This window comes from Streptomyces hoynatensis (assembly GCF_003626535.1).
Lineage (GTDB): Bacteria > Actinomycetota > Actinomycetes > Streptomycetales > Streptomycetaceae > Streptomyces > Streptomyces hoynatensis.
Genome location: NZ_RBAL01000008.1, coordinates 131,947 through 156,608 on the forward strand (window position 1 = coordinate 131,947; position 24,662 = coordinate 156,608).

Genomic DNA, 24,662 nt, shown 5'->3' on the forward strand with positions numbered 1-24,662 from the left:
GACATGGCCACAACCACCGAGGTCCTCGTCGTCGGTGGCGGACTGGGCGGCGTCGCCGCGGCCCTCGCCGCCCTGTCGCGGGGCAGAGCGGTCCTGCTCACCGAGGAGACGGACTGGCTCGGCGGCCAGCTCACCAGCCAGGGCGTGCCGCCGGACGAGCACCCGTGGATCGAGCAGTTCGGCTGCACCCGCTCCTACCGGCGCCTGCGCGAGGCGATCCGGGACTACTACCGCACCTGGTACCCGCTGACCGAGGAGGCCAGGGCCAGGCCCGACCTCAACCCGGGCGAGGGCAGGGTCAGCCGGCTGTGCCACGAGCCGCGGGTGGCCGCCGCGGTGCTCGACGCGATGGTCGCGCCCCATGTGGCGGCCGGGCGGCTGCGGGTTCTGTACCGGCACCGCCCGGTGGCCGCCGAGGTGGCGGGCGACCGGGTCACCGCGGTCCTCGTCGAGGGCCCCGGCGGCGAACGCACCGAGATCCGGGCCCCGTTCGTGCTGGACGCCACCGAGCAGGGCGACCTGCTGCCGCTGGCCGGGGCGGAGCACGTCACCGGCTTCGAGTCCCGCCGCGACACCGGCGAGCCGAGCGCCCCGGAAGAGGCCCAGCCGGACAACGTGCAGGCGTTCTCCTGGGTGTTCGCGGTGGACCACCTGGAGGGCGAGGACCACACCGTGGACCGGCCCGCGCACTACGCCGAGTGGGCCGCCTACCGGCCGCCGCAGTGGCCGGGCAGGTTGCTGAGCCTGACGGCGCCCGATCCGCGCACGCTGGAGACCGTGCGCCGGGAGTTCCTGCCGAACGCGCCGGTGGGGCACGTGGTCGCCGACCAGAGCAAGGACCCGGGCGACAAGGAGCTGTGGGCGTTCCGCCGTGTCCTGTCGCGCGGGGTGCTGCGGCCCGGGTTCGCCCGCAGCGACGTCACGATCGTCAACTGGCCGATGATCGACTACCTGCCGGGGCCGCTGATCGGGGTGCCGGAGCGGGAGCGGGAGCAGCACCTCGCCGCCGCCCGGGAGTTGAGCATGAGCATGCTGTACTGGCTGCAGACGGAGGCGCCGCGCCCCGACGGCGGCACCGGCTGGCCGGGCCTGCGGCTGCGCGGGGACGTGATGGGCACGGCCGACGGGCTGGCCAAGGCGCCGTACATCCGCGAGTCGCGCCGCATCCTGGCCCGCCGCCGCGTCGTCGAGCAGGACCTGTCGCTCGCGGTGCGCGGGGAGCGCGGCGCGGTGGCCTACGAGGACTCCGTGGGCATCGGCATGTACCGGATCGACCTGCACCCCTCGACCGGGGGCGACACCTATGTCGACGTGGCCAGCTGCCCGTTCCGGATTCCGCTGGGCGCGCTGCTGCCGGTGCGGCTGCGGAACCTCCTGCCCGCGGCGAAGAACATCGGCACCACGCACATCACCAACGGCTGTTACCGCCTCCACCCGGTGGAGTGGAACATCGGCGAGGCCGCGGGAGCGCTGGCGGCGCACTGCCTGGCGGGCGGCCTGGAGCCGGCCCAGGTGTACGAGGACGGGGAGTTGCTCGCCGCGTTCCAGGAGGAGCTGGCCGGCGCCGGCGTCGAGCTGGCCTGGCCCGAGATCAGGGGGTACTGACGGTGACTCGTCCTCCCGGCGGCCGCAGCGGCCGCGACCTGCTCGGCGGCGTGACGGTGCCCCTCGTCACGCCCATGTCGGCCCCCGGCGTGCCCTCGGCCGCCGCGGCGGAGCGGCTGCTCGCCGCGCTGGCGGCGGCGGGGGCGCGGGGCCTGATGCTCTTCGGCAGCAACGGCGAGGGGGCGCTGCTGCCGGTGGGGGCCCTGGGCGCGTTCGCCGCCGGGGTCACCCGGCGGTGGCGCGAGCTGACCGGCGACGGGCCCGTCCTGGTCAACGTGACCGGTCCCGGCACGGCCGAGGCCCTGGCGCGGGCGGACGCGGTGCGCGCGGCCGAGCCGGACGCGGTGGTGCTGAGCCCGCCGTTCTACTACCGGCACCGCGAGGACGAGATCCTCGCGCACTACGCGGCGTTCGCCGGCCTGGGCCTGCCCGTGATCGCCTATCACGTGCCGCGCTACAGCAACCCGATCGGCGCCGGGCTGCTGGCCACGATCGCCGCCCTGCCACACGTGGTGGGCCTGAAGGACAGCTCGGGCGACCTCGGCCTGCTGGGCGCGGCCGTCGAGGCGGCCGGGCGCGAGGAGGGCTTCGGGGTGAGCCAGGGCGCCGAGAGCCTGCTGCTGGCCGGGCTCGCGCGCGGCGCCGACGGCATCGTGCCCGGCGTGGCCAACCTCGCGCCCGGGCTGTGCGCCCGGCTGTACGCGGCGCACCGCGCGGGCCGCCGGGCCGAGGCCGAGCAGGCGCAGCGGGCGGTCGGGGAGCTGCTGCGGCTGCACCAGGTGCGTCCCGGGGTGCCCGCGGTGAAGGCGATCCTCGACAGCCGCGGCCTGTGCCCCCCGCACGTGGCCGCCCCCTTCTCTCCCGTGACCGAGGCCGAGCGCGGGCAGTTGCTCTCGTTGCTCGCGCCCAGCGAACGCCATCTCATCCGCGCCTGAGCCGCAGGAGGGCCCATGGAGCACCGTCCGGGAATCAGCCGAAGATCACTCACCCTGGCCGCCGCCGTCTCGGCCGCCGCCACCCTCGTCCCCCTCGCGCCCGCCGCCTCGGCGGCGGGCCGCCGGGCCGCCGCGCCCGCCGCCCGCGGGGAGTTCTTCGCCGAGACCACCCTGTGGGACAAGGAGGTCGATCCGCTGGAGAGCTACCACGTGCACGGGCTGGCCGTGCTGCCCGACGACACCGTCCTTGCGGCCACCGAGGGCAGGTACGAGAGCTGCGACGCGGGCCCGCGGGACCTGCTGCTGCGCCGCAGCACCGACGGCGGCCGCACCTGGCAGCCCACCCGGACGCTGGTGGCCTCCGTCGACGGCCAGTCCTGGGGCAACCCGGCCTTCGTGGTGGACCGGGAGACCGGCGAGGTGTTCTGCTTCTACATGCTGTCGCGGCGGCTCCCGGAGAACACCACCTGCTCCGGGGACACCGGCGACCTGTACCTGATCAGCAGCGGCGACGGGGGCGAGACCTGGAGCGAGCCGCGGAACATGTCCGGGCTCTTCGACCACTTCCCCTACGACTGGGCCCTGCACAACCCCGGGCCAGGGCACGGCATCCAGCTGGACGGCGGGCGGCTGCTGCTGAACTGCTCGCACCGCCGGGTCATCGTCGGCAACACCGTGGAGCAGCGCTACTACGGCGTCTCCTGCCTCTACAGCGACGACCACGGCGCGACCTGGCAGGCGACGGGCGAGGTCCCCGTCTCCGTGGAGTACCCGATCAACGAGGCGCGGCTGGTGCAGCTGTCCGACGGCCGGGTGCTGGTCAACGGCCGCTACGCCTCGGGCGGAAACCGGCAGCGCATCGTCTCGGTCAGCGCGGACGGGGGGCTCACCTGGTCCGCGCCGGCCCTGGACGGCGCCACGGGCACCTTCAACTCCGTGGACGCGAGCCTGGTCCGCTACACCGGCGGCCCGGGCGGCCCGGGCCAGGACCGCATCCTCTTCAGCCGCCCCGACTCCCCGGTGCGGGCGAACATGACGGTCTCGGTCAGCTACGACGAGGGCCGGTCCTTCCGCTACAGCCGGGTGGTCAACGAGAACCGCTCCTACTACTCGGACCTCGCCGCCCTCTCGGACGGCACGATCCTGCTGCTCTACGGCTGCGACGGGGACGAGCCGAGCTTCCCGCGGCGGGTGGCGATCTGCCGCTTCTCCCTCGACTGGCTGACCCGGGGCCGCGACAGCCTGGCCCACGGGCCGGGTTACGCGGAGCGGGTCGTGGACCTGGACGCCGCCTCGGCCAGGGCCACCGGCGGCTCGCTCGCCGTCGTGGCCGACCCGCTGGCCACCGGCGGCTCGCGCACCGTCCTCTCCCCCACCGGCACGGCCGGGCGGGCCGGACCCGCGGAGAACGGCGGGGACGGCGGGGAGGCTTCGGCGCTTGCCGCCGTGTCCTACGAGGTGGAGGTGCGCCGTGCGGGGGAGTACGAGCTGCTGCTGCGCTACCACAGGACGGCGGACGGCTGCCTGGCGGAGGTCAGGGTGGACGGCCGCAGGCCGCACACCGCCGTCCTCGACACCACCGCGCCCGGCGCCGCGGGCTACGACGTGGCCCCGCTCGGCACGGTCCGCCTGGGCAGCGGGCGGCACACCGTCCGCTTCGCGGTGCTCGGCCCCGGCCTCGGCGGCGGGACGCGGCTCTCGCTGGACTCGCTGAGCCTGATCCAGGCCCCCTCCGCGCCCGACCTGCGCGAGGAGGTCCTGATCGACAACGACGCCCTCGGCTACGAGGTGGTCTCCGGCGCCTGGTCCGCGGCCACCGGCACCCCGGGCTACTGGGGCGCCAACTACCGCACGGCCCCGGCCGGCAACGGCGAGAGCGCCGTCCGCTGGCGGCCGCCGGTCCCGCGCGAGGGGGACTGGGAGATCCAGGTGTCCTACCCGGCCTACGGCAACCGCGCCTCCGACGCGCCGTTCACCGTGCGGCACGCGCGCGGCACCGACACCGTGCGGGTCGACCAGCGGGTGGCGGGACGGCCGGAGCCGCGCGGCGGCACCTGGGTGTCGCTGGGCACCTTCCGGCTGGAGGCCGGCCTGCGGACCACGGTCGAACTCGCCGACGACGCCGACGGCTACGTCATCGCGGACGCGCTGCGCCTGCTGCGGCGCTGAGTCCGTCCCGGTCCGTTTCGCGGCGCCGCCCCCTCCGCGGGGGCGGCGCCGCCGCGGTCCCCGGCCGAGGCGCCGAGGACGGCTGCGGGCGCCTGCTCCACGGCCCGGAACGGCCGGGAGTTCAGGGAAAGTTCATGCCGCGTCCCCGGCTCGTTCCCGGCCCGTTTCCCGCCCGCCCTTCCGGCCGCGGGGAGCTGTCTTGCGTCGCGCCAAAGGCGGCATCACATACCGGCCAGGGGAACTTGGCGCCGGTGCGCGGACCTCGTAGCGTCGGCATCCGGACCGTACCTTCCTAAGGATGTTTCTGATGATCCGTAAGGCCGTCATCCCGGTCGCGGGGCTCGGCACGCGGCTGCTGCCGCTGACGAAGGCGCTCCCCAAGGAGATGCTGCCGATCCTCGACAAGCCCGTGCTCCAGCACACCATCGAAGAGCTGGTGAACTCCGGGATCGACGACGTCACCATCGTGACCTCGACCCGGAAGGCGCTGGTGCAGCAGCACTTCGCCCCCGACGAAGACCTGGACTTCAGGCTGCGCGCGGACGGAAAGTCGGCCGCCGCGGACGCGCTCCAGGAGGTGACCTCCATGGCCAGGATCACCTACCTCTTCCAGGACGGGCCCTACGGCAACGGCACGCCGGTCCTCAACGCCGCCCGGGTGGTGGGCGACGAGCCCTTCATGGTCCTGTGGCCCGACGACGTCTTCACCTCGGAGGTGCCCCGCGCCCAGCAGCTCCTCGACGCCTACGAGCGGACCAGGGCGCCGGTCCTGAGCCTGATGCCGATGGACCCGGCCGAATCGCACCGCTACGGCGTGCCCGTGGTCCGCGAGGAACTCGGCGGCGGGCTGATCAGGATCGACGGCCTGGTGGAGAAGCCCAAGCCGGAGGACGCGCCCTCGGCCTACGCGGCGATCGGCGGCTACGTCGTCACCCCGGGCATCGTCGCGGAGCTCGAACGGATGACGCTGCGGCACCGGGAGCACCCGGACGGCGAGATCGCCCTGTCCGGGGCGATCCACGAACACGCCAGGAACAACCCGGTGTTCGGCCAGGTCGTCGCCGGGACCTGGTGGGACACCGGCAACGCCCTCGGCTACCTGCGGGCCCAGTTCGCCGCGGCCCTCGCGCATCCCGAGTACGGCCCCGAGCTGCGGCGGATGGCCCTGGAGGACGGCGGGCAGGACGGGCGGCCGGCACCGGGCGCCGACGGGGCCGCGGCCGGGCGGTGAACGGCCGTCTCCGGCGCCGGGGAACGGGCGCCGGAGACGGCCGCCGCGGGCGGCACGGTCCTCAGGAGGCCCGGCCGGGCGTGCCCCGGTAGGTGGCCAGCGGGTCGGTCACCGCGAGGGGCGCGATGATCTCGTCGATCCGCGCCAGCAGGTCCGCCTCCAGCTTCACGCCGGCGGCCTTGGCGTTCTCGCCGACCTGCTCGGGCCGCGAGGCGCCGACGATGGCCGAGGCGACGTTGCGGTTCTGCAGCACCCAGGCCACCGCGAGCTGGGCGAGGCTGAGCCCGGCCTCGTCCGCCAGCGGGCGCAGGTCCTGCACGGCCTGGAGGATCTCGTCGCGCATGAAGCGGCTGATCATGTCGGCGCCGCCCTTGTCGTCGGTGGCGCGCGAGCCCGCGGGCGGCTGCTGCCCCGGCAGGTACTTGCCGGTCAGCACGCCCTGCGCGATCGGCGACCAGACGATCTGGCTGATGCCGAGTTCCTCGCAGGTGGGCTGGACCTCCCCCTCGATGACCCGCCACAGCATCGAGTACTGCGGCTGGCTGGACACCAGGGGAATGCGCAGTTCGCGGGCGAGGGCGTGCGCCCGGCGAATCTCGTCGGCGGTCCACTCGGAGACGCCGATGTAGTGGGCCTTGCCCGCGTGCACGATGTCGGCGAAGGCCGACATGGTCTCTTCGAGCGGGGTGAACAGGTCGAAACGGTGGGCCTGGTACAGGTCGACGTAGTCCGTCTGGAGCCTGCGCAGGGAGTTGTCGATGGACTCCATGATGTGCTTGCGGGACAGGCCGCGGTCGTTGCGGCCGGGGCCGGTCGGCCAGAAGACCTTCGTGAAGATCTCCAGGCCCTCGCGCCGCTGCCCCTTGAGGGCCCGGCCCAGGACCGACTCCGCCCTGCCCTGCGCGTAGACGTCCGCGGTGTCGAAGGTGGTGATGCCGACGTCGAGCGCGGCGTGGACACACGCGAGGGCGGCCTCCTCCTCGACCTGCGACCCGTGGGTCAGCCAGTTGCCGTAGGAGATTTCACTGATGAGCAGGCCACTGCGTCCTAGATAACGATGCTCCATGAGGATCAGACGATACGCCCTTGTCAGGGGGGTGTCACAAGCAGGCGGGGCGGGAGACTCCCGGGCCCCGCAATGTTCACGTTCCTTAATTCGGGCCTTCGTCCAAGGGTCGGCCCATCGGCCCCAAAACCGGCCGGGTCCCCCGGCGCCCCCGCGCCCGGCGGGGCCGGTCCTCAGGCCCGCGGGCCCCGCGAGCCGGGCGCCTCCCGGTCCGAACGCGGCCACACGTACGGCAGGTCGCCCGGCACCCCGGGGAAGCGCGGGCCGTAGAAGCCGGGCTCCTTGCGCACGAGCGCCGACTGGTGGCTGCGGTGGAAGGCCGCGTCGCCGAGCCAGGGCGGCAGCTCCCCCGCCGCGGCGAGCCGCGGCTGGTCGCGCACCTCCCGGCGCGCCCGGCTCGCGCGGAAGCCGGCGACGAGCGAGGCCGCGCAGGTGTCGCGCCGCCCGAGGCCGGTCCAGGCCCGGCACACGGCCAGCCCGTAGGCGACCAGCGCCTCCTCGTACCCGCACCACATCAGCACCGCAGGGTGGTGCCGCCAGCCGTAGCCGGGCACCGTCAGCCCGCGCAGGACCTGGAGGGCCTCGACCCGCTGCTTGCCGAGCCGCCTGGCGTCGAGGACCGCGGCCGATCCGGCGAAGTCCGGATACGGGAGGAATGTCTGCACGGCCCCATTCTCGCGGCGATCCTCGCGGCGGCTACGGGGCCGCGGGCGCGTTCAGCGACTCGACGACCCGCACCAGCGGCGCCAGCTCCGGGTCCTTCGCGGCCTCGTCGAGGGCCTCGCGCAGGGCGGCGTCGTTGGTGGGCCGCGCCCGCTCCAGCAGCTTCAGGCCGGACTCGGTGACGTTCGTGTAGATGCCGCGGCGGTCCGTGGGACACAGGTAGCGCTCCAGGAGGCCGCGGTCCTCAAGACGGGTCACGAGCCGGGTGGTGGCGCTCTGGCTGAGCAGGACCGCGTCGGCGACCTGCTTCATCTGCAGGTGGCCCCCGTCTCCCTCGTACTGCCGGCTGAGCACGTCGAGCAGGGAGTACTCGCGCACGCTCAGGCCGTGCCCGCTCTGCAGCGCGCGCTCGATGCGGGCCTCGATCCTGCCGTGCAGCAGGGAGAGGGCGCACCATCCCTGGGCGAGAGCGGTGAGCGCGGGATCCGTCGCCGTCATGGCGTCTCCCTCCGTCCGGTGAGCGGCTGGATCCCAGGATAGAGCAGGCGCACAATAGCCCGCGCTTGCATATAAGCGCGCCCGCAACTATTCTCGGCCCCCGGGCAGGCGCCTCCGCACCCCGGGAGGCGCGCCCGCCGTGCTCCGGCCCTCCGGCCGCCGTGGGCGCACCCGCGGCCCGGGTGTGCCACGGCGGGCAGGGGCCCCTGGGCGGCGGATCGCCGCCCGCCACCGCACCGGACGCGGGCCGAGGCCGCCCCGCGCCCCCACCATCCGCCCGGCGCCGCCGGGCGCCGCACCAGGAGGTCGACGTGAGCACCACCCTGTTCACCCCCTACGCCCTCAGGTCCCTGACCATTCCGAACCGCATCTGGATGGCCCCGATGTGCCAGTACAGCGCGGCACCGGAGGGCGAGGCCGCCGGCGTCCCGACGGACTGGCACTTCGTCCACCTCGGGGCGCGCGCCACCGGCGGCGCCGGGCTGATCCTCACCGAGGCCACCGCCGTCAGCCCCGAGGGCCGCATCAGCCCCTACGACCTCGGGATCTGGAACGACGCCCAGGTCGCGGCGTTCCGGCGCATCGTCGCCTTCCTGAAGGAGCAGGGCACCGTGCCCGGCATCCAGCTCGCCCACGCCGGCCGCAAGGCGTCCACCGAGCGCACCTGGGTGGACCGCGGGCGGCAGATCGCCCCGGACGAGCCGCACGGCTGGACGCCGCTCGGCCCCAGCGCCCTCCCCTTCTCCCCCGCCTCGACCCGCCCCGAGGAGCTCACCGTGGAGCAGATCCGCGGGCTCGTGGGGCAGTTCGCCGACGCGGCACGGCGCGCCCGGCAGGCCGGCTTCGAGGTCGCCGAGGTCCACGGCGCCCACGGCTACCTGATCCACCAGTTCCTCTCCCCGCACAGCAACCGCCGCACCGACGCGTACGGCGGCTCCTTCGAGGGCAGGACCCGCTTCGCCCTGGAGGTCGCCGACGCCGTCCGCGGCGTGTGGCCCGAGGAACTGCCGGTCTTCTTCCGGGTCTCCGCCACCGACTGGGTCGCCGAGAACCCGGAGGACGACCGCGAGAGCTGGACCGCGGAGGACAGCGTCCGGCTGGCCAAGGAGCTCCAGGCGCACGGCGTGGACCTCATGGACGTCTCCACCGGGGGCAACCTCCCCGACGCCAGGGTCGAGACGGGCCCCGGCTACCAGGTGCCCTTCGCCGCGCGCATCCGCAACGAGGCCGGCCTGCCGGCGGCGGCGGTCGGCCTGATCACCGAGCCGGCCCAGGCCCAGGAGATCCTGGCCACCGGCCAGGCCGACGCCGTCCTCCTGGGCCGCGAGCTCCTGCGCGACCCGTACTGGCCGCGCCGGGCCGCCGCGGAACTCGGCGGCGAGGTCGCGGGACCGGTCCAGTACCACCGCGCCTAGCCGGCCGGCCCCGGCCGGGCCCGGGCCACGCGGCGGTCACCGCGGCCGGCCGGGACGCCCTCGGCCGGCCGGCATCCCGGCGCGCGCAGTCGGCCCCGCCCGGCCGGATCGACCGGGCGGGACCTCCGCCCCCGGGCTCGTGCATGAGGCACGCACGGGGCAGGCGCGCATTCGGGGTCCTCACAGGTGCGACTCGGTGAAGGTCTCGACGGGGCAGCGGGCCCGGCCGGCGCGTGCGATCCTGGCGTCGCCGGTGACCAGCGGGACCCCGAGCCCCTCGGCCAGGGCCACGTAAGTGGCGTCGTACGGCGACAGGTTGGTCCACAACTCACGCACCCGCGGCAGCACCGGCATGTGTTCCATCCTCCTGACGGGCAGGAGGACGAACGAGTCCCAGGCCGCGTCGAGTTGGGCATCGGTCAGCTTGCCGCCGCGATGCCGGCCACGCAGCGCCGAGGCGACCTCGACGTCCAGCAGATACGGCGCGGCGAGGCGCTCCGATTCGGCGCGTTTGCGTACCGCCTCCCCCACCGGGCCGGCGTCCGCCACGAGGTGGACGACCGCGCCCGCATCCACCACGATCACGTGCGCTCCCGCCCCGACTCGATCTCGGCGAGCACCTCGCTCGTGGACAGCCTCGCGGTCACCCGCTCCCTGATCCGCGCGATGACGTCCTCGGTGGTCGGTGTCGCCGCCTCCTGCTCCAGCAGTGTTCTGGCGTACGACTGAAGAGACTGCCGGTTCCTGGCGGCTCTGATCTTGAGCTCGGCAAGCGCGTCGTCGGACAAATCCCGGACGTAGAGTGTGGCCATGCAACAACTCTAGTCGCAAAGCATGCAGAACGCTGGCACGGCCGGGCGTCTGCGCCGCCCGGCCGCTGCCTTGCCGGTTCAGTCCGCCGGCCGGCGGGACCTGGCGGCGTAGCGGCGTTCCACCTTGTCGATGACGTCGCGGCTGTAGATCCGCAGCGCCTGCTCCACCGCGAACTCGGCCAGGTAGGCGCGGAAGGCGTCGCGGGGCTCGTCGGTGAGGTTCATCATCCGGCGGTTGCCGACCACGGCGGGGCTGTCGAAGTGGGCGACGCTCGCCTCGACGGCCGCGTCCATCTCCCCGGGCTCCACCACCTCGTCCACCAGGCAGCGCGCCTCGGGCTCGGCGGCCCACAGCTTGCGCCCGCCGAGGATGATCTGCCGGGCGAGCCTGGCCCCGGCGATCCTGGTGAGCCTGAAGTCGGAGGCGCCGGGGATGATGCCCTCCTGGGCGGCGGGCAGGCTGAGGTAGGAGTCGGCGGCGGCCAGCACGTGGTCCACGGCGAGCAGCAACTGCATGCCGCCGCCGATGGCGAAGGTGTCCACGGCGGCGATCCAGGGCTTCTGGACGGTGCGCCGCGGCCAGGCGGCCGGTTCCGGCTCGGTCAGCAGCCCGTGGACCAGCTTGGCGATGTACCCCATCTCGCGGCCCATCAGGAAGTCCAGGTAGCTGATGCGCCCCTTGTGCAGGTCGCTGAGGTTGATCCCGGCGCTGAAGACGCGGCGGCCCTGGTAGCGCGGGTGCGTCATCACGCCGCCGCGCAGCACCCCGACCCGCACCTGCTCGTCGAGCAGCGCGAGGTCGACGGCGGTCTCCATGTCGGCGATCAGCCCGTTGTCCTCGGCGTTGAGGGCCCGCGGGTTGTGGAAGGTCAGGTGGGCGGCCCCGCCGCGGCGTTCGAGGAGGAGGGCGGGCAGCTCCACGCGGCCCTCGCGGCGGAAGGCGGGCAGCAGTTCCTCCGCCCTCGGGGTGGGGCGCAGCATGGCGTCCATCAGGTGGCGGCCCTCTTCCGGCAGCCGCAGCACGGCGCGCAGGAAGATGCCCTGGTCGATCTCCCAGCCCTCCTTGCCCGCCTGGATGTGCGCGAGCTCCCCGGCGATCCGCTCCCTGGTGGGCAGCAGGCCCGGGTAGCGCTCGGCCGCGGCGTAGGCGAGTTCAGGCAGCCGCAGGTACCTGGTCATCGACTCGGTCAGCTCGGCGTACAGGGCCGCGGCGTGCCGGTGGGCGAACCGGGAGCGCACCCGGCGGCAGGACTCGTGGACCCGTTCGGCGCGGGCGAGTTGACCCGGGGTGCGGTCCAGGCGCGGCGGCATGGCGGCCAGCAGGGCGTCCCCTTCGGCGGCGTACGCGGCCAGCCGCCCGGCGTCGGCGGCGAGCGTCCCGCCGGGCACGGGCTCGCCGGCCAGCCAGGCTTCGAGGCGGCCCGCCTCGGCGGAATCGGCGTCGGGGTGGCCGCCGGACTGGGGGCCGGACGGGTGGGTGGCGCGCGCGGCGCCCGGCGCGGTCACGGGGCGACCGCCGGGACGGTGCCGGCCTCCCGCTGCCCGCGGCGCAGGGTGCGGTCGCAGGCCGCGAGGTGGGCGCCGAGCGCCTCCTCGAAGCTGGTGGTGGCGGCCTCCAGGAGCAGCCGCCTGCGGAGGGCGAGTTCGCTCCCGGTGACGCGCGCGGTCAGCTCCCTGGCGGCCCTGATGCCCTCGGCCACGTCCGTGACGATCTCGTCGAGCAGCCCGGCCTGCACGGACTCGGCGGCCGTCAGGCCCGCGCCGAAGAGCACGAGGCGGCGGGCGCGGACCACGCCGAGTTGGTTGGCCAGCCGGTGCACGGCCATGCCCGGCCAGAACTCGCCCGAGCTGGCGGGGAGTTCGATGGTGGTGCCGGGGGTGCCGAGCCGGTAGTCGGTGGCGAGCAGCGTCTCCAGGGCGGGGCCGCCGCAGGGGCCCTCGGCCACCGCGACGGTCGCCGCGCCGAGCCGCTCCAGGCGCCGCAGGGCGCGTTCCCACCGGTTGACGAGGTGAATGCCGACGCCCTCGCCCGGCCAGGAGCGCGGCCCCTGGGCCGGGTCCTGCCCGCCCGCCGCGCCGGACGCGCGCAGGCGCAGCACGACGAGGACCTCGTCGGGGGCGTCCTCGACCCGCTCGCACAGCTCGTTGAGCCCGGTGATCAGCTCCTGGGACAGCGGCCCGGCGGAGTCGATCACCAGCTCGACGTCCGCGCCCGCCCCCTCCTGGGGCTCAGCCTTGCTTGTTGACAATGTCCACCGCCTGAATCGGCCGTCCCCGAAGGGACTTTCCAGCGTTCCGTCCTTGCGTTTTCTTCCGGTGCCCGCGGTTTTCCCCGGCCCGGGGCACGGCTCCGGCGCGGGGCACGGAGCCGGGCGGGTGGTTTCCGCGGCCTCCCGGCGGCGCCGGGCTCACACCCGGAGCAGCGCCGTCTCGATCGTGGAGCCGGGGCCCATGGTCATGAACACCACGTGGTCGCCCTTCTCCAGCACGCCCTCGTCCAGCAGCCTGCCGTAGGAGAACAGGAAGGAGCCGCTGGACAGGTTCCCGAAGTCCCGCAGCACGCCCGTGGTGTGCCTGAGGTCGTGCCTGGTCAGGCCGAGGTTGACCATGACCGCGTCGATCACCTTCTTGCCGCCGGAGTGGACGATCCACTGGGCGACCTCGCTGCGCCGCACCCCGGTGCCCGCCAGGAGCCGGTCGACGACGAGTTCCGCGTGCGCGCCCACGACGTAGGGCACGTCCCGGTCGAGGTAGAAGCTGAACTTGCCCGCCTGGTCGTCCCAGTCGTAGCGCATCGCGTCGATGGCCTCGGGGATCAGGCAGCTGGCGAAGCGCAGCACCTGCGGCCCCTCGCGGGGCGCCTCGGGCGCGGCCTGCACCACGACGGCCGCGGCGCCGTCCCCGAACAGGCTGTTGACCACCGAGGTGCGCATGGTGCCGTCGAAGACGTAGGCGGCGGAGCAGGCCTCGGTGCACAGCATGACGGCGGTGCGTCCCGGGTGGGCGGCGGCCCAGCCCACCACCGCGGTCAGCGCGTTGAGGCCGGCGTTGCAGCCCATGCCGACGACGTCGAGGCGGCTGCAGTCGGAACGCAGGCCGAGTTCGCGGATGAGCAGGGCGCTGAATCCCGGGGTGAGCAATCCGGTGGTGGTCACGCAGCACAGGTAGTCGACGTCGCCGAGGTCGACCCCGGCGTTCTTCAGCGCGTTCTGCACGGCCCTGCCGCCCATGTCGAGGCCCTGGACGCGGTGTTTGCGCAGCAGTTCGCCCTGGCTCTCCGGGCTCGGGGTGCCGTCGGGGCCCGGCTCGGGCAGGGTGAGGCAGCGGCGCTCGATGGCGCTGTTCAGGAAGATCGACCTGACCCGCGGGTCCGTCACGCGGAACATGTCGAGGACTTCGCGCTGCGTGTAGGAGGTGGGCGGGGTCGCCCAGCCCACCGACAGTATCCGCACCCCGCTCGCGCCGAGCTCCTCGGCGCGTATCCCGTCGAACGTCCCGTCGGTCTTCGCGTTGCTCATTCCGCCGGTCTTTCCGCCGAACGTCGTCTTTTCCGCCGGGTCCGATATGTCGACTGCCTGGCCCATGTGTACTCCGGTCGAATCGCGGGGCACATATCCGTGAACCGTCCGGAAGAATTCCCCGGGCTGGTTCACCGCACGCTACCGCACGGTGATCACGGGGGGTACCCGAGAATTGCGCGGCCCTCTTTCGCGGGTGGCGCCAGGGACATAGGGGAGTCATAGGGGTACCGGCGCCCGGCGGCGTCCTTCCCTGGCCGGGCCCCTGGCGGCGCCCCCGGTCCGCCCGCCGCGCGCCCGGGGGCGGCCGGGTCCGCCCCGCCCCGGCGAGGCCCGGTGACTTACAAATCGGCTGTGGCCAAAACCCGGTGGCGCGGAGTATGCTCCGGCTGAACGACCCGCTCACCCACAGTAATTCCGCTCGCCCTCGGTAATCGCAGTAATGAGGTGGGAATACCTTGCAGGATTCGCTCCAGCCGCGGGAAAGGGCGAGGCGGTTCAGCCCGGCCGAGGCGTTCCTCGAGATCCTGCGCGACGAGGGCGTCACCCGCGTCTTCGGCAACCCGGGAACGAGCGAGCTGCCGTTCACCGACGCGCTGGCCACCGCGCCCGGCATCGAGTACGTCCTCGGCCTGCACGAGGGCTCGGTGGTGGCGATGGCCGACGGCTACGCCCGCGCCACCGGCCGCCCGGCGTTCGTCAGCCTGCACATCGCGGCCGGCCTCGCCAACGGCCTGATCGGGCTGCTCAACGCCTCGCGTTCGCGCACGCCGCTGGTCGTGACGGCAGGGCAGCAGGACCGGCGGCACCTGGCCGCCGACCCGATGCTCTCCGGTGACCTGGTGGGTCTGGCCAGGGCCGCGGTCAAGCACACCTTCGACGTGCAGCACGCCCACGACCTGCCGATGCTGCTGCGCCGGGCCTTCGCGCTCGCGGTGCAGCCCCCCGCGGGCCCGGTCTTCCTGTCGATCCCGATGGACCTGCTGCAGGAGCCGGGGCCCGTGGAGGTGCCGGCCGCATCCCGGCTCGCGCCCCCCGGGCCCGCCACCGGCCTCACCGAGGCGGCCGCGCTGCTGGCCGCCGCCGAGCGGCCCGCCGTGGTGGCGGGCGACGGGGTCGGCCGGGCGGGCGCCGTCGCCGAGCTGACCGAACTCGCCGAGTGCCTCGGCGCGGTGACGTACCACCAGCCGATGAACGACGGCGTGGACTTCCCCGGCTCGCACCCCCTGTACGGCGGGATGCTGCCCGCGACCTACGCCGGGATCAGGGAGCGGCTGGCCGGGCACGACCTCGTCTTCGTGGTGGGCACCCACGCCTTCATGGCCCACCACTACACCCCGGGCCCGCCTCTTCCCGACGGGATGCGGGTCCTCCAGCTCGACTGCGACCCGGCCGAGCCGGGCCGCACCTTCCCCGTCGACCTCGGGCTCGTCGGCGGCATCGCCGCCACCCTCGCCGCGCTCTCGCGGCTGCTGCGCGGCCGCGTGCCCGAGGCCGCCGCCCGCCTGGCCGCGGCCGGTGAACGGGCCGCGCGGCGCAGGGCCGAGGTGGAGCGCCGCGCGCTGGCCGGGTACGGCGACGCGCCGCTCGACCCGCTGGCGGCCGTGCACGCCGTGGCCTCCTCGCTGCCCGCGGACGCGGTGGTCGTCGAGGAGGCCATCACCGCGGGCATCAAGCTGCGCGAGGTGCTCGCCCTGGACCGGCCCGGGTCCTACGTGCACACCGTGGGCGGCGGCCTCGGCTGGGGCATCGGCGCCGCCGTCGGCCGCCGGCTCGGCGACCCCTCGCGGCCGGTGGTCGCGGTGCTCGGGGACGGCTGCACGATGTTCGGGCTCCAGGGCCTGTGGGCCGCCGCCCGCCACGAGGTGCCGGTGACCTTCGTGGTGATGAACAACGGCGAGTACCGCACGCTGAAGGAGACCCTGGACTCCTGGGGGAGCGAGTCCACCCGCGCCGGGCGCTACCTCGGCCTCGATCTCGCCCCGCCGCGCCTGGACTTCACCAGGGCCGCGGAGTTCTTCGGCATCGGCGCGGCCCGCGCCACGAGCGCAGGGCACCTCGCCGAACTGATCGCCAAGTCGGCCGCGGGCGAGGCGCCGTTCCTCGTCGACGTGCCGATCACCGGCCATTCCGCCGGAGCCTGACCACGCGCCGGCCGCGGGCCGGCCACATCCCGAAGGAGTCGCCGCATGTCCCCCCTGCTGAACCCCGAGGAGCTGAGGGACAAGGTCTTCAGCGAGGGCTGGAGCGAGCCCCTGGGCGGCACGGCCGAGGTGCGCGAGCCCGCAACCGGCGAACCGCTCGCCCGGGTCGGCTTCGCCTCGGCCGCCGACGTGCGCGCCGCGGCCGGCCGCGCCGCCGCGGCGCAGCCGGCGTGGGGCGCCGCCCACCCGGCGGAGCGGGCGGCGGTGCTGCGCCGGGCCGCCCGGGTGCTGGAGGAGGCGCGCGAGGAGGTCGCCCGCTGGCTGATCCGCGAGGGCGGCGGCACCCGCGGCAAGGCGGAGTACGAAGTGGGCGCGGTGATCGACGAGTTCTGGGCCGCCGCGGCGCTGCCCGAGCGCCCGGGCGGCCACCTGCTGCCCTCGGAGCCCGGCCGGGCGAGCGTCGGCCGCCGGGTGCCGCTCGGCGTGGTCGGCGTGATCAGCCCGTGGAACGTGCCGCTGCTGCTCGGCATGCGCGCCGCCGCCCCCGCGCTGGCCCTGGGCAACGCGGTGGTCCTCAAGCCGGACCCGCACACGCCGGTGTCGGGCGGCTGGGCGGCCGCCCGGATCTTCGAGGAGGCCGGGCTGCCGCCCGGGGTGCTGCACGTGCTGCCCGGCGGCGCGGAGGCGGGCTCGGCGCTGGTGGAGGACCCGGACGTGGCGATGATCGCCTTCACCGGCTCCACCGCCGTCGGCCGCCGGGTGGGCGAGACCGCGGGCCGGCTGCTGAAGCGGGCCTCGCTCGAACTCGGCGGGAACAACGCCCTGATCGTCCTCGACGACGCCGACCTGGACGCCGCCGCCTCCGCGGGGGCCTGGGCCTCCTTCTTCCACTCCGGGCAGATCTGCATGACCGCCGGCCGGCACATCGTGCTGGAGTCGGTGGCCGAGCGGTACGTGGAGCGGCTCGTGGAGCGGGCCGGGAAGCTGCGGGTGGGCGACCCCTGGCGGGAGGACGTGGATCTCGGCCCCCTGATCAGCGGGGCCCAGCTGGAGCGGGTGCAGCGGATCGTCGGCGAGAGCGTGGCCGCGGGCGCGGTGGTGCGCACCGGCGCCGCCCACGAGGACCTCTGCTACCGGCCGACGGTGCTCACCGGCGTCACCCGGGAGATGCCCGCCTTCCGGGAGGAGATATTCGGCCCCGTCGCGCCCGTGGTTGTGGTGGCCGACGAGGAGGAGGCGGTGGCGGTGGCGAACGACACCGAGTACGGCCTGAGCGCCGCCGTGCAGACCGGTTCCGCCGAGCGTGGCCTTGCCGTCGCCGGCCGGCTGCGCACCGGCCTGGTCCACGTCAACGACCAGACCATCAACGACGAGGCGCACATTCCCTTCGGCGGGCGCGGCGCCTCGGGCAACGGCAGCCGCCACGGCTCGGAGAACAACTGGGACGAGTTCACCCAGTGGCAGTGGCTGACGGTGCGGGGCGCCGCCCGGCCCTTCCCCTTCTGAAAGGTGGCGTCGATGACCGGCGAGCCGCCGCGGGTGCGCTACGAGAAGCGCGGCCGCGTGGCCTGGATCACCCTGTCCCGGCCCGAGGTGCTCAACGCGATGGACCTGCGCACCCACGCCGAACTGGCCGAGATCTGGGACGACTTCGAGGCGGACGACGAGATCTGGGCGGGAGTGCTCACCGGCGCGGGCGAGCGGGCCTTCTCCGTGGGGCAGGACCTCAAGGAGCTGGTGCGGCGCATCGAGGGGGAACCCGAGCGCGCCGTCTCCAGCTTCGGCAGCCGCGGCAAGCCGGGGTATCCGCGGCTGACCGAGCGCTTCTCGCAGCCCAAGCCGCTGATCGCGCGGGTCAACGGCTACGCGCTCGGCGGGGGCTTCGAGCTGGCCATGGCCTGCGACATCGTGCTGGCCGCGGAGCACGCCGAGTTCGGGCTGCCGGAGGCCAGGCTGGGGCTGATCGCCGGCGCGGGCGGGGTGTTCCGGCTGACGCGCCAGGCGCCCTTCCGGGTGGCCCTGGGGCACCTGATGACCGGCCGCCGGATGTCGGCGGCGCGGGCGTACGAACTCGGGCTGGTCAACGAGGTGGTGCCGGGCGAGCGGCTCGACGAGTGCGTCGAGGGCTGGCTGGCCGATCTGCTGCGCTGCGCCCCGCTGGCCGTGCGGGCCATCAAGGAGGCGGCGACCGTCTCGGCGACCCTCCCCCTTCCCGAGGCATTCACCGCCAGGTACGTGTGGGAGGAGCGGCGCATGCACAGCAGTGATGCGCAGGAGGGTCCCAGGGCATTCGTCGAGAAACGCGAGCCGAAGTGGACTGGCGAGTAAGCCGACCGGCGAGTAACCGGAACTCCCCCTTTCAAATTGAACCGGACCGTCAGATTCGTTAACGCCCGCCGTTTTGGACGGGCCCTCGGCATATCACCGGGTGGCCGAATCCCACCGTCTAACCGCCGCCTCCGCCCGCCTCCCGCACCGCGTCTACCTCCGCAAAGACATGCCGCTTAACCAAAAAATAACCGCCAGGCCCCGGAACCGACCCCCCGGGTGAACTCGTCCTATCACGTGTAGTAATCGTGAGGCAGCGTGAAGTCCCTGTTCGCGATGCATCCTTGCGGATACCTTATGCACAGGAAGCTGCTTGCAGTACGCCTCAGGGGGAACGATGCTGCTGTTCGACCGGGACAACGAGCTCGATATCTTGGCGGAACTGCTCTCCGAGAGCCTGGGAGGCAGTGGCCGGATCGCCGTGATCTGCGGCGCCACCGGGCTGGGAAAGACCGCCCTAATCAAGGCTTTCGTCGAGGACGCGGCGAGCCGGAGCGGGGCGGTGGTACTCAGCGCGGCGGCCTCGCGGGCGGAGCGGACGTTACCCCTCGGGGTCGTCAGCCAGCTGCTCCACGGGGCCGACGGCATCCCGCCCGGCACCGCCGAGCGGATCGCGCGGCAGCTCGACCACGAGGTCCGCTCCGCGGGCGCGCCGGACGCGGCGCCCGGGCTCGCCGACCACGTGACCGCCCCGCTGCTGCACGGCCTGTGCAACGACCTGCTCGGCCTCGCCCAGGAGGCGCCGCTGATCGTCGTCGTGGACGACGCCCAGCACACCGACGCCCTCTCCCTGCGCTGCCTGGCCCAGCTGATGCGCAGGTCCTCGGCGGCCCGCATCCTCGCGCTCTTCACCCAGTCCACCGAACTCGACCAGTCCCACGCCGTGTTGCAGGCCGAGATCCTGCACCGCCCCGGCTGCCGCTACCTGCGCCTGGCCCCGCTGTCCAGGGCCGGGGTGCACGAGATGCTCAGCCGGACGCTCGGCCTGCCGCGCGACCACGGCCTGGCCGAGGCGTACCACCAGCTCAGCGGCGGCAACCCGCTGCTCCTGCAGGCCCTGGTCGACGACCACAGGCTCGGCGCGCGGCCGGGCGCGGCCGGGCCGGTGACCGGCCAGGTCTACGAACAGGCCGTGCTCGCCTGCCTCTACCGCTGCGGCGCCGACGTGCTGCGGGTCGCCCAGGCCCTCGCCGTGCTCGGCGAGGACGCCACCCCCGCCCTGCTCGAACTGTGCGCCAAGCCCGGCAGCGGATCGGCGGATCAGGCCATCCGCATCCTCGGCACCACCGGGCTGCTCGCCGGGGAGGGCTTCCGCGACCCCGCCATCCGCGAGGCCGTCCTCACCGGCATGCCGCGGCACGAGCGCTCCCAGCTGCAGTCCCGGGTCGCCGAGGCCCTGTACGGGGCCGGGGCGCCGGCCGGCGTCGTGGCCGGGCACCTCGTGGACTGCGAGGCGCCGCAAGGGCCCTGGGTGGTCGGGGTGCTGCGGGAGGCGGCGGAGGCGGCGCTGGCCGAGGGGGACCCGACCTTCGCGATCCGCTGCCTGCGGCTCGCGCACGCGGAGTGCTCCGACGAGCAGGAGCGCGTCGAGCTGATGAGCATGATGACCTCGGCCCAGTGGCAGCTGAACCCGCTGTCGATCGGCTCCCACCTGCCGCAGCTGACCGACGCCATCCGCGAGGGCCACCTGGTGGGCCCGCGGGCCATCACCCCGGTCAACTACCTGCTGTGGCACGGCAGGCTCGACGAGGCCACCGAGGCGCTCACCCACCTGCGGGAGAACGCCTCCGCCACGGAGGCGGACGCCGACATCGAGTCCGCCCTCGACGTCCAGCTCACCCGGCTCTCGCTGCCCTTCACCTACCCGGAGCTGGCCAGACGGCTGGAGGGGACGCGAAGAGCCGGCCCGTCCCCCCTGCCCGAGGGGAAGGCCGACCCGCTGCACCCGGCCGCCGCCGCCCTGGACGCCATCCTCAACCACCGGCCGCACGACGACACCCCGGCCGCGAAGGCGCAGCGGGTGCTGGAGGGCGTGCCGCTGGACAACGTCTCGCTCGCCCCGCTGCTTTCCGCCCTGGTGACGCTGCTGCACCTCGACCGGCTGGACGACGCCGCCGCCTGGTGCGACTCCTTCATCAAGGAGGCCGGGGTGCGGGCCACCCCGACCTGGCACGCGCTCTTCTGCGCGCTGCGCGGGCAGATCTCGCTGCACCAGGGCGACCTGCGGGCCGCCGCCGGGCACGCCTCCACCGCGTTGACGATCATCCCGCCGAAGGGCTGGGGGGTGGTGATCGGCGTCCCGCTGTCCTGCCTGGTGATGACGGCCACCGGCATGGGCCGCCACGAGGAGGCCGCCGAGCACCTGAAGGTGCCGGTGCCCGAGGCGCTGTTCCACACCACCCTCGGGCTGCTCTACCTGCGGGCCCGTGGCCGGCACCACCTGGCGCTCGGCAGGCGGCAGGCCGCGCGCGCCGACTTCCAGGCGTGCGGCAGGCTGATGAGCCGCTGGGAGCTGGACCGGCCGGTGCTGATCCCCTGGCGCACCGAGCTGGCCCACTGTCACCTGGAGCAGAACGAGGTGGCCGAGGCCAGGCGCCTGGCCCTGGAGCAGCTCGGCCTGCTGGGCGACGCGCCCTCGCGCATCCGCGGCATCACCCTGCGCACGCTGGCGGCGGCGAGCCCGCCCCGCGAGCGGCTCGGGCTGCTGCGGGAGGCGGCCGAGGCGCTGCAGCACGCCGGCGACCAGTGGGAGCTGGCGCAGGTGCTGGCCGAGCAGAGCCGCACCCTGGCCGCGCTCTCCGAGCACGCGCAGGCCCGGGTGGTGGCGCGCAGGGCGCACCGGCTCGCCCAGGCCTGCGGGGCCGAGCCGCTGCTGCGGGCGCTGAACGGCCAGGCGGCGGAGGGGCCGCAGCCGGCGGCGGCCGAGGAGCTGGCGGAGCTGAGCGACGCGGAGCGGCGGGTGGCGTCCCTGGCCGCCCAGGGGCACACCAACCGGCAGATCGCCACGAAGCTCTTCATCACCGTCAGCACGGTCGAGCAGCACCTGACGCACGTGTACCGGAAGCTGAACGTGAAGCGCAGGACCGACCTGCCGCTGAGCCTGCACGCGGAGTGAGGCCGCCGCCGGGACGTTCCCGGTCCGGCGCCCGCCAAGGGGGGCTTAAGAACCCGCGGTTACAAACGTGCCGTTCCCTCGTCTCCGGTGCGCTCTCGCCGGGCCGGCAGCCGCGCGGGCAGGTGAGGGGCCACAGCACCGGTCGAGTTCACCGAGGGAAGGACGCCGATGAGCAAGTTCTCCGACACGGCCGCGGACGACGGCACCGTCGACGCCATACTCGAAGGCGGTCCCCTCGATCTGCCGCAGTCCGCGCGGACCCGCCGGATCGAGGGCTCGGCCCGCAAGGTCAAGGTGCCGCACCGCGGCGGCTACGAGCACTTCGAGCTGGTCGAGGAGTCCAGGCGCGGGGCCACCGGGGCGGCCTGGCGCTTCCGCTGGACCAGGCGGACGAAGATCGCCGAGTAGTCCCCAGGGACCTCCCGCACCCCGGGCGGCCGCGGGGCGGCGGACGCGCCGGCCGGGCGGGCCCCGGCGGGCGGGAGCCGAGCTCCGGGCGGGCGCCCTGCGACGCGGCCCCGGCCCGGTGGGCGAGGCGGGCGGCTCGGGGTGCCGCCCGCCTCAGCGCACCGCCCCCTCGGGCAGCAGGGCGTGCACGCCCCAGACCCGGTTGGCCACCTGCGTCACCCGCAGGCTCACCGTGGCGCTCGCCAGGGCGAGCGCGGCGGGCGCCGCCAGGCCGAACAGCGAGGTCATCCAGCCGACCATCGCCTCAAGCGCCTGCGCCGTCGCCTCGTTGAGGTCCGCGCCGAAGCCGAACGTCAGCCGCCCGGCCGGGGTGCGGGCGTGGACGCCGGGCACCGGCGGCTCCTCGACCAGGCCCAGGGTCAGGCGGCTGGTCATGCCGCACTCGATGGCGGTGCCCGAGACCTCGCCGTCGCCCTGGGCGGCGTGCCCGTCCCCCACGCACAGCAGCGCCCCCGGCACGGTCACCGGCAGGAACAGCGTCGATCCGGCGACCAGTTCGCGGCAGTCGATGTTGCCGCCGCCCTGCGCCCGCGGCGGAACGGTGGAGTGCTCGCCCGGCTCGGCGGGCGGCAGGCCGACCACCCCGAGGAAGGGCGCCAGCGGCACGGTGTGGCCGTACTGGCTGGTGGCGGTGCCGCGGTCGGCGTCGACCTCCCACAGCAGCCAGGTGCGTTCCCCGCCGGCCAGGCCCAGCCTGCGGTTGACCGGGGTGTCGGCTCCCCCGGCGACCGTCCAGCCCCAGGAGTCGGGGCGCAGGGAGTCCATCCGCACGGCGAGCGCCATCCCCGGCTCGGCCCCGCGCACCGCGATCGGGCCGTTCAGGCAGTGCCCGCGCCGGTCCTGGAACATCAGCGGGCGCGGCTCGCCCGGCGTGCGCTGCCGCTCCAGGTGCCCGGAGGAGTCGAGGGAGTGGACGAGGACCGAGTCCCCCGGCTCGACGCTCAGCACCGGCGGCAGCCCGGCCGAGAAGACGTCGGTGACGGTCGCGGGGGTGGCGTCCAGTAGGTGCTCGGCCACGGCGTGCTCGCTTCCCCTGAGGCAGTGGACCTCGGAGCGGGTCCGCGCCCAGTATGGTCGCCGACCGCCTCCGCCCCTGGCGGCGGTCCAGGTAAGGAGCACCACGCATGACTGAGGCACCCATACGTTTCGCGCTGGTCGGCAGCGGCTGGCGTTCCGCGTTCTTCCTGCGCCTGGCGCGGGCGTTGCCGCGCCGGCTCACGGTGACGGGGGTGGTGACGAGGACGGCCGCGCGCGCGGCCGAGGTCGAGGCCGAGTGGCAGGTCCCCGCCTTCACCGATCTGGAGGGGCTGCTGGGCGCGGGCGACCCGGAGTTCGTGATCCCCTCGGTGCCCTGGCCGGTGACGCCCGAGGTGACGCGGGAACTCGTGCGCCGCGAGCTGCCGGTGCTCGCGGAGACGCCCCCGGCGCCCGACGTGGCGGGGCTGCGGGAGCTGTGGCGGGACACCGGGGCCTCGGGGCTGGTGCAGGTGGCCGAGCAGTACCCGCTGATGCCCGGGCACGCGGCCCGGCTGGCGCTGCTGCGCGAGTCGGTGATCGGCGAGGTGACCTCGGTGCAGATGTCGTCCACGCACCTGTACCACGCGGTGGCGCTGATCCGGCAGTCGCTCGGCGTGGGCTTCGCGCCGGCGACCGTGCGGGCGAGCGCCTTCACGGCCCCGCTCGCCAACCCGCTCGCCCAGGGCGGCGAGTGGACCGGCGACGCCACGCCGCAGGAGGCGACGACCACCCTCGCGCTGCTCGACTTCGGGGGCCGGGTCGGCCTGTACGACTTCACCGACAACCAGTGGTGGAACCCGCTGCGGGCCAGGCGGATGGTCGTGCGCGGCTCGCTCGGCGAGATCGTCGACGACCGGGTGGTGCGGCTGGCCGACCCGCGCACGCCGGTGGAGTCGCGGCTGGAGCGCAGGCTGACCGGCGTCGACCTCAACCTGGAGGGCTTCGACGTGCACCACATCTCCTTCGACGGCCGGGTGGTCTACCGCAACCCCTATGTGGGCGCGGCCCTGACCGAGGACGACCTGGCCGTCGTGGACCTGCTGTGCCGGACGGGGGCCTGGGTGCGCGGCGCGGGCCCGGAGCCCTACCCGCTGGCCGAGGGCTGCCAGGACCACCTGCTCGGCCTCGCGATCAACGAGTCCGCGCGGACCGGCGCGCCGGTCGCCGTCGGCCGGGAGGCGTGGGCGGGCTGATTCCCCCGCTGCTCCACGGCGCGGGAACGCCGCGCGGGGCCCCGGCCGCGGAGCGCTCCGCGGCCGGGGCCCCGCGGCCGGCGGGACGCCCGGAAGGCCAGGGGGCCGGGATCAGGAGGCGGCCTCCTGCAGGTTCGCGCTCACCGCCGCGGCCAGGGACCTGACGGTGTCGTAGTCCCAGATCAGGGTGAGCGGCACCGAGGTGTGGAAGGCGTCCTCGATGTCCCCGCACAGCGAGACCGCGTAGAGCGAGTCCAGGCCGTACTCGGTCAGCGACAGCTCGGGGTCGATGGCGTCCTGGCTGGTCTGGAGGTAGTGGGCCACCTTCGCGGTGATGAACTCCTCCAGCTCCTTGGTCTGCGCGGCGGGTGCGCTCTCGGCGGGCTCGGACATCGGCGTAACTCCGTTTCTGGGCGGCGGTGGTGGGCCGCGCTCCCGGCGTTCCGGCCTGGCCGCGCGGCGTGCGGTGGGAAGCGGATCGGGGC

The 24,662-nt window shown here is 74.6% G+C and carries 21 protein-coding genes; 11 read left to right on the plus strand and 10 right to left on the minus strand.

Translation table 11 applies throughout. The annotated features are described in order from the left end of the window. Nucleotides 1-3 precede the first annotated feature (3 nt). The 4 genes from D7294_RS15825 (at nt 4) to D7294_RS15840 (ending at nt 5,940) form a co-directional block, all read left to right on the plus strand. The gene (locus tag D7294_RS15825; RefSeq protein WP_120680114.1) at nt 4-1,605 is read left to right on the plus strand and encodes an FAD-dependent oxidoreductase; all 1,602 of its coding nucleotides are present in this window, start codon (nt 4-6) and stop codon (nt 1,603-1,605) included. A gap of 2 nt (nt 1,606-1,607) precedes the next feature. Beyond that, nucleotides 1,608-2,540, plus strand: coding sequence for a dihydrodipicolinate synthase family protein (locus tag D7294_RS15830; RefSeq protein WP_120680116.1), 933 nt, complete (start codon nt 1,608-1,610; stop codon nt 2,538-2,540). A gap of 15 nt (nt 2,541-2,555) precedes the next feature. Beyond that, complete coding sequence (locus D7294_RS15835; protein WP_120680118.1) at nt 2,556-4,709, plus strand: golvesin C-terminal-like domain-containing protein; 2,154 nt, start codon at nt 2,556-2,558, stop codon at nt 4,707-4,709. 298 nt (nt 4,710-5,007) lie between these two features. Further along, nucleotides 5,008-5,940, plus strand: a complete 933-nt coding sequence (locus D7294_RS15840) for a UTP--glucose-1-phosphate uridylyltransferase (protein ID WP_174248359.1) — start codon at nt 5,008-5,010, stop codon at nt 5,938-5,940. A 61-nt stretch (nt 5,941-6,001) separates the two neighbouring features. Here D7294_RS15840 and D7294_RS15845 read toward each other — a convergent pair whose 3' ends face one another. From D7294_RS15845 to D7294_RS15855, 3 genes are all read right to left on the minus strand, one after another. After that, nucleotides 6,002-7,006: an aldo/keto reductase family protein gene (locus tag D7294_RS15845; RefSeq protein ID WP_120680122.1), complete on the minus strand. Its 1,005-nt coding sequence runs from the start codon at nt 7,004-7,006 to the stop codon at nt 6,002-6,004. Nucleotides 7,007-7,179: 173 nt separating this feature from the next. After that, nucleotides 7,180-7,671, minus strand: a complete 492-nt coding sequence (locus tag D7294_RS15850) for an MSMEG_6728 family protein (RefSeq protein ID WP_120680124.1) — start codon at nt 7,669-7,671, stop codon at nt 7,180-7,182. Nucleotides 7,672-7,702: 31 nt separating this feature from the next. After that, the gene (locus D7294_RS15855) at nt 7,703-8,167 is read right to left on the minus strand and encodes a MarR family winged helix-turn-helix transcriptional regulator (RefSeq protein ID WP_120680126.1); all 465 of its coding nucleotides are present in this window, start codon (nt 8,165-8,167) and stop codon (nt 7,703-7,705) included. Between the two features lie 311 nt (nt 8,168-8,478). Here D7294_RS15855 and D7294_RS15860 point away from each other — a divergent pair, with 311 nt between their 5' ends. Then, nucleotides 8,479-9,582 carry an NADH:flavin oxidoreductase/NADH oxidase gene (locus tag D7294_RS15860; protein WP_120680128.1) on the plus strand — a complete coding sequence of 368 codons (1,104 nt, stop codon included), beginning with the start codon at nt 8,479-8,481 and terminating at the stop codon, nt 9,580-9,582. A 180-nt stretch (nt 9,583-9,762) separates the two neighbouring features. Here the strand turns inward: D7294_RS15860 and D7294_RS15865 are convergent, their stop codons facing one another. The 5 genes from D7294_RS15865 to dpgA form a co-directional block, all read right to left on the minus strand. Next, complete coding sequence (locus tag D7294_RS15865; RefSeq protein WP_120680130.1) at nt 9,763-10,167, minus strand: type II toxin-antitoxin system VapC family toxin; 405 nt, start codon at nt 10,165-10,167, stop codon at nt 9,763-9,765. Then, nucleotides 10,164-10,394, minus strand: a complete 231-nt coding sequence (locus D7294_RS15870) for a FitA-like ribbon-helix-helix domain-containing protein (protein ID WP_120680132.1) — start codon at nt 10,392-10,394, stop codon at nt 10,164-10,166. The genes D7294_RS15865 and D7294_RS15870 overlap by 4 nt, the downstream gene beginning before the upstream one ends. A gap of 78 nt (nt 10,395-10,472) precedes the next feature. After that, the gene (gene dpgC, locus D7294_RS15875; RefSeq protein WP_120680134.1) at nt 10,473-11,900 is read right to left on the minus strand and encodes a (3,5-dihydroxyphenyl)acetyl-CoA 1,2-dioxygenase DpgC; all 1,428 of its coding nucleotides are present in this window, start codon (nt 11,898-11,900) and stop codon (nt 10,473-10,475) included. After that, a complete protein-coding gene (gene dpgB, locus D7294_RS15880; protein ID WP_120680136.1) occupies nt 11,897-12,643 on the minus strand; it encodes an enoyl-CoA-hydratase DpgB in 747 nt (248 codons plus the stop codon). The genes dpgC and dpgB overlap by 4 nt, the downstream gene beginning before the upstream one ends. Nucleotides 12,644-12,802: 159 nt before the next feature. Further along, a complete protein-coding gene (gene dpgA, locus D7294_RS15885; protein ID WP_120680138.1) occupies nt 12,803-13,912 on the minus strand; it encodes a 3,5-dihydroxyphenylacetyl-CoA synthase DpgA in 1,110 nt (369 codons plus the stop codon). Between the two features lie 458 nt (nt 13,913-14,370). Between dpgA and D7294_RS15890 the strand changes: the two genes are divergently transcribed. The 5 genes from D7294_RS15890 to D7294_RS15910 all read left to right on the plus strand — a co-directional run bounded on the left by D7294_RS15890 (nt 14,371) and on the right by D7294_RS15910 (nt 21,907). After that, a complete protein-coding gene (locus D7294_RS15890; protein ID WP_120680140.1) occupies nt 14,371-16,056 on the plus strand; it encodes a thiamine pyrophosphate-binding protein in 1,686 nt (561 codons plus the stop codon). Nucleotides 16,057-16,101: 45 nt separating this feature from the next. Then, nucleotides 16,102-17,562, plus strand: a complete 1,461-nt coding sequence (locus D7294_RS15895; RefSeq protein WP_120680142.1) for an aldehyde dehydrogenase family protein — start codon at nt 16,102-16,104, stop codon at nt 17,560-17,562. 12 nt (nt 17,563-17,574) lie between these two features. Then, the gene (gene dpgD / locus D7294_RS15900; protein WP_120680144.1) at nt 17,575-18,384 is read left to right on the plus strand and encodes an enoyl-CoA-hydratase DpgD; all 810 of its coding nucleotides are present in this window, start codon (nt 17,575-17,577) and stop codon (nt 18,382-18,384) included. Between the two features lie 313 nt (nt 18,385-18,697). Continuing rightward, complete coding sequence (locus D7294_RS15905; protein ID WP_147450841.1) at nt 18,698-21,499, plus strand: helix-turn-helix transcriptional regulator; 2,802 nt, start codon at nt 18,698-18,700, stop codon at nt 21,497-21,499. Between the two features lie 168 nt (nt 21,500-21,667). Beyond that, the gene (locus D7294_RS15910) at nt 21,668-21,907 is read left to right on the plus strand and encodes a DUF5988 family protein (protein WP_120680148.1); all 240 of its coding nucleotides are present in this window, start codon (nt 21,668-21,670) and stop codon (nt 21,905-21,907) included. A 153-nt stretch (nt 21,908-22,060) separates the two neighbouring features. On the opposite strand, the gene D7294_RS15915 is transcribed toward D7294_RS15910, so the two are convergent. After that, nucleotides 22,061-22,984 (minus strand): acetamidase/formamidase family protein, encoded by a 924-nt coding sequence (locus tag D7294_RS15915; protein WP_120680150.1) that lies wholly within the window; start codon nt 22,982-22,984, stop codon nt 22,061-22,063. A gap of 107 nt (nt 22,985-23,091) precedes the next feature. Here D7294_RS15915 and D7294_RS15920 point away from each other — a divergent pair, with 107 nt between their 5' ends. Continuing rightward, on the plus strand, nt 23,092-24,177 hold the full coding sequence (locus D7294_RS15920) for a Gfo/Idh/MocA family protein (RefSeq protein WP_120680152.1): 1,086 nt from the start codon (nt 23,092-23,094) through the stop codon (nt 24,175-24,177). 111 nt (nt 24,178-24,288) lie between these two features. Here the strand turns inward: D7294_RS15920 and D7294_RS15925 are convergent, their stop codons facing one another. Further along, the gene (locus tag D7294_RS15925) at nt 24,289-24,570 is read right to left on the minus strand and encodes an acyl carrier protein (protein ID WP_120680154.1); all 282 of its coding nucleotides are present in this window, start codon (nt 24,568-24,570) and stop codon (nt 24,289-24,291) included. Between the last annotated feature and the right edge of the window lie 92 nt (nt 24,571-24,662).

What these genes read in the sequence shown, in the direction of transcription:
- D7294_RS15825 (WP_120680114.1), top strand. Translation starts at nt 4, where the DNA reads ATGGCCACAACCACCGAGGTCCTCGTCGTCGGTGGCGGACTGGGCGGC.
- D7294_RS15835 (WP_120680118.1), top strand. Translation starts at nt 2,556, where the DNA reads ATGGAGCACCGTCCGGGAATCAGCCGAAGATCACTCACCCTGGCCGCC.
- D7294_RS15840 (WP_174248359.1), top strand. Translation starts at nt 5,008, where the DNA reads ATGTTTCTGATGATCCGTAAGGCCGTCATCCCGGTCGCGGGGCTCGGC.
- D7294_RS15845 (WP_120680122.1), bottom strand. Translation starts at nt 7,006, where the DNA reads ATGGAGCATCGTTATCTAGGACGCAGTGGCCTGCTCATCAGTGAAATC.
- D7294_RS15855 (WP_120680126.1), bottom strand. Translation starts at nt 8,167, where the DNA reads ATGACGGCGACGGATCCCGCGCTCACCGCTCTCGCCCAGGGATGGTGC.
- D7294_RS15870 (WP_120680132.1), bottom strand. Translation starts at nt 10,394, where the DNA reads ATGGCCACACTCTACGTCCGGGATTTGTCCGACGACGCGCTTGCCGAG.
- dpgA (WP_120680138.1), bottom strand. Translation starts at nt 13,912, where the DNA reads ATGAGCAACGCGAAGACCGACGGGACGTTCGACGGGATACGCGCCGAG.
- D7294_RS15895 (WP_120680142.1), top strand. Translation starts at nt 16,102, where the DNA reads ATGTCCCCCCTGCTGAACCCCGAGGAGCTGAGGGACAAGGTCTTCAGC.
- dpgD (WP_120680144.1), top strand. Translation starts at nt 17,575, where the DNA reads ATGACCGGCGAGCCGCCGCGGGTGCGCTACGAGAAGCGCGGCCGCGTG.
- D7294_RS15910 (WP_120680148.1), top strand. Translation starts at nt 21,668, where the DNA reads ATGAGCAAGTTCTCCGACACGGCCGCGGACGACGGCACCGTCGACGCC.
- D7294_RS15920 (WP_120680152.1), top strand. Translation starts at nt 23,092, where the DNA reads ATGACTGAGGCACCCATACGTTTCGCGCTGGTCGGCAGCGGCTGGCGT.
- D7294_RS15925 (WP_120680154.1), bottom strand. Translation starts at nt 24,570, where the DNA reads ATGTCCGAGCCCGCCGAGAGCGCACCCGCCGCGCAGACCAAGGAGCTG.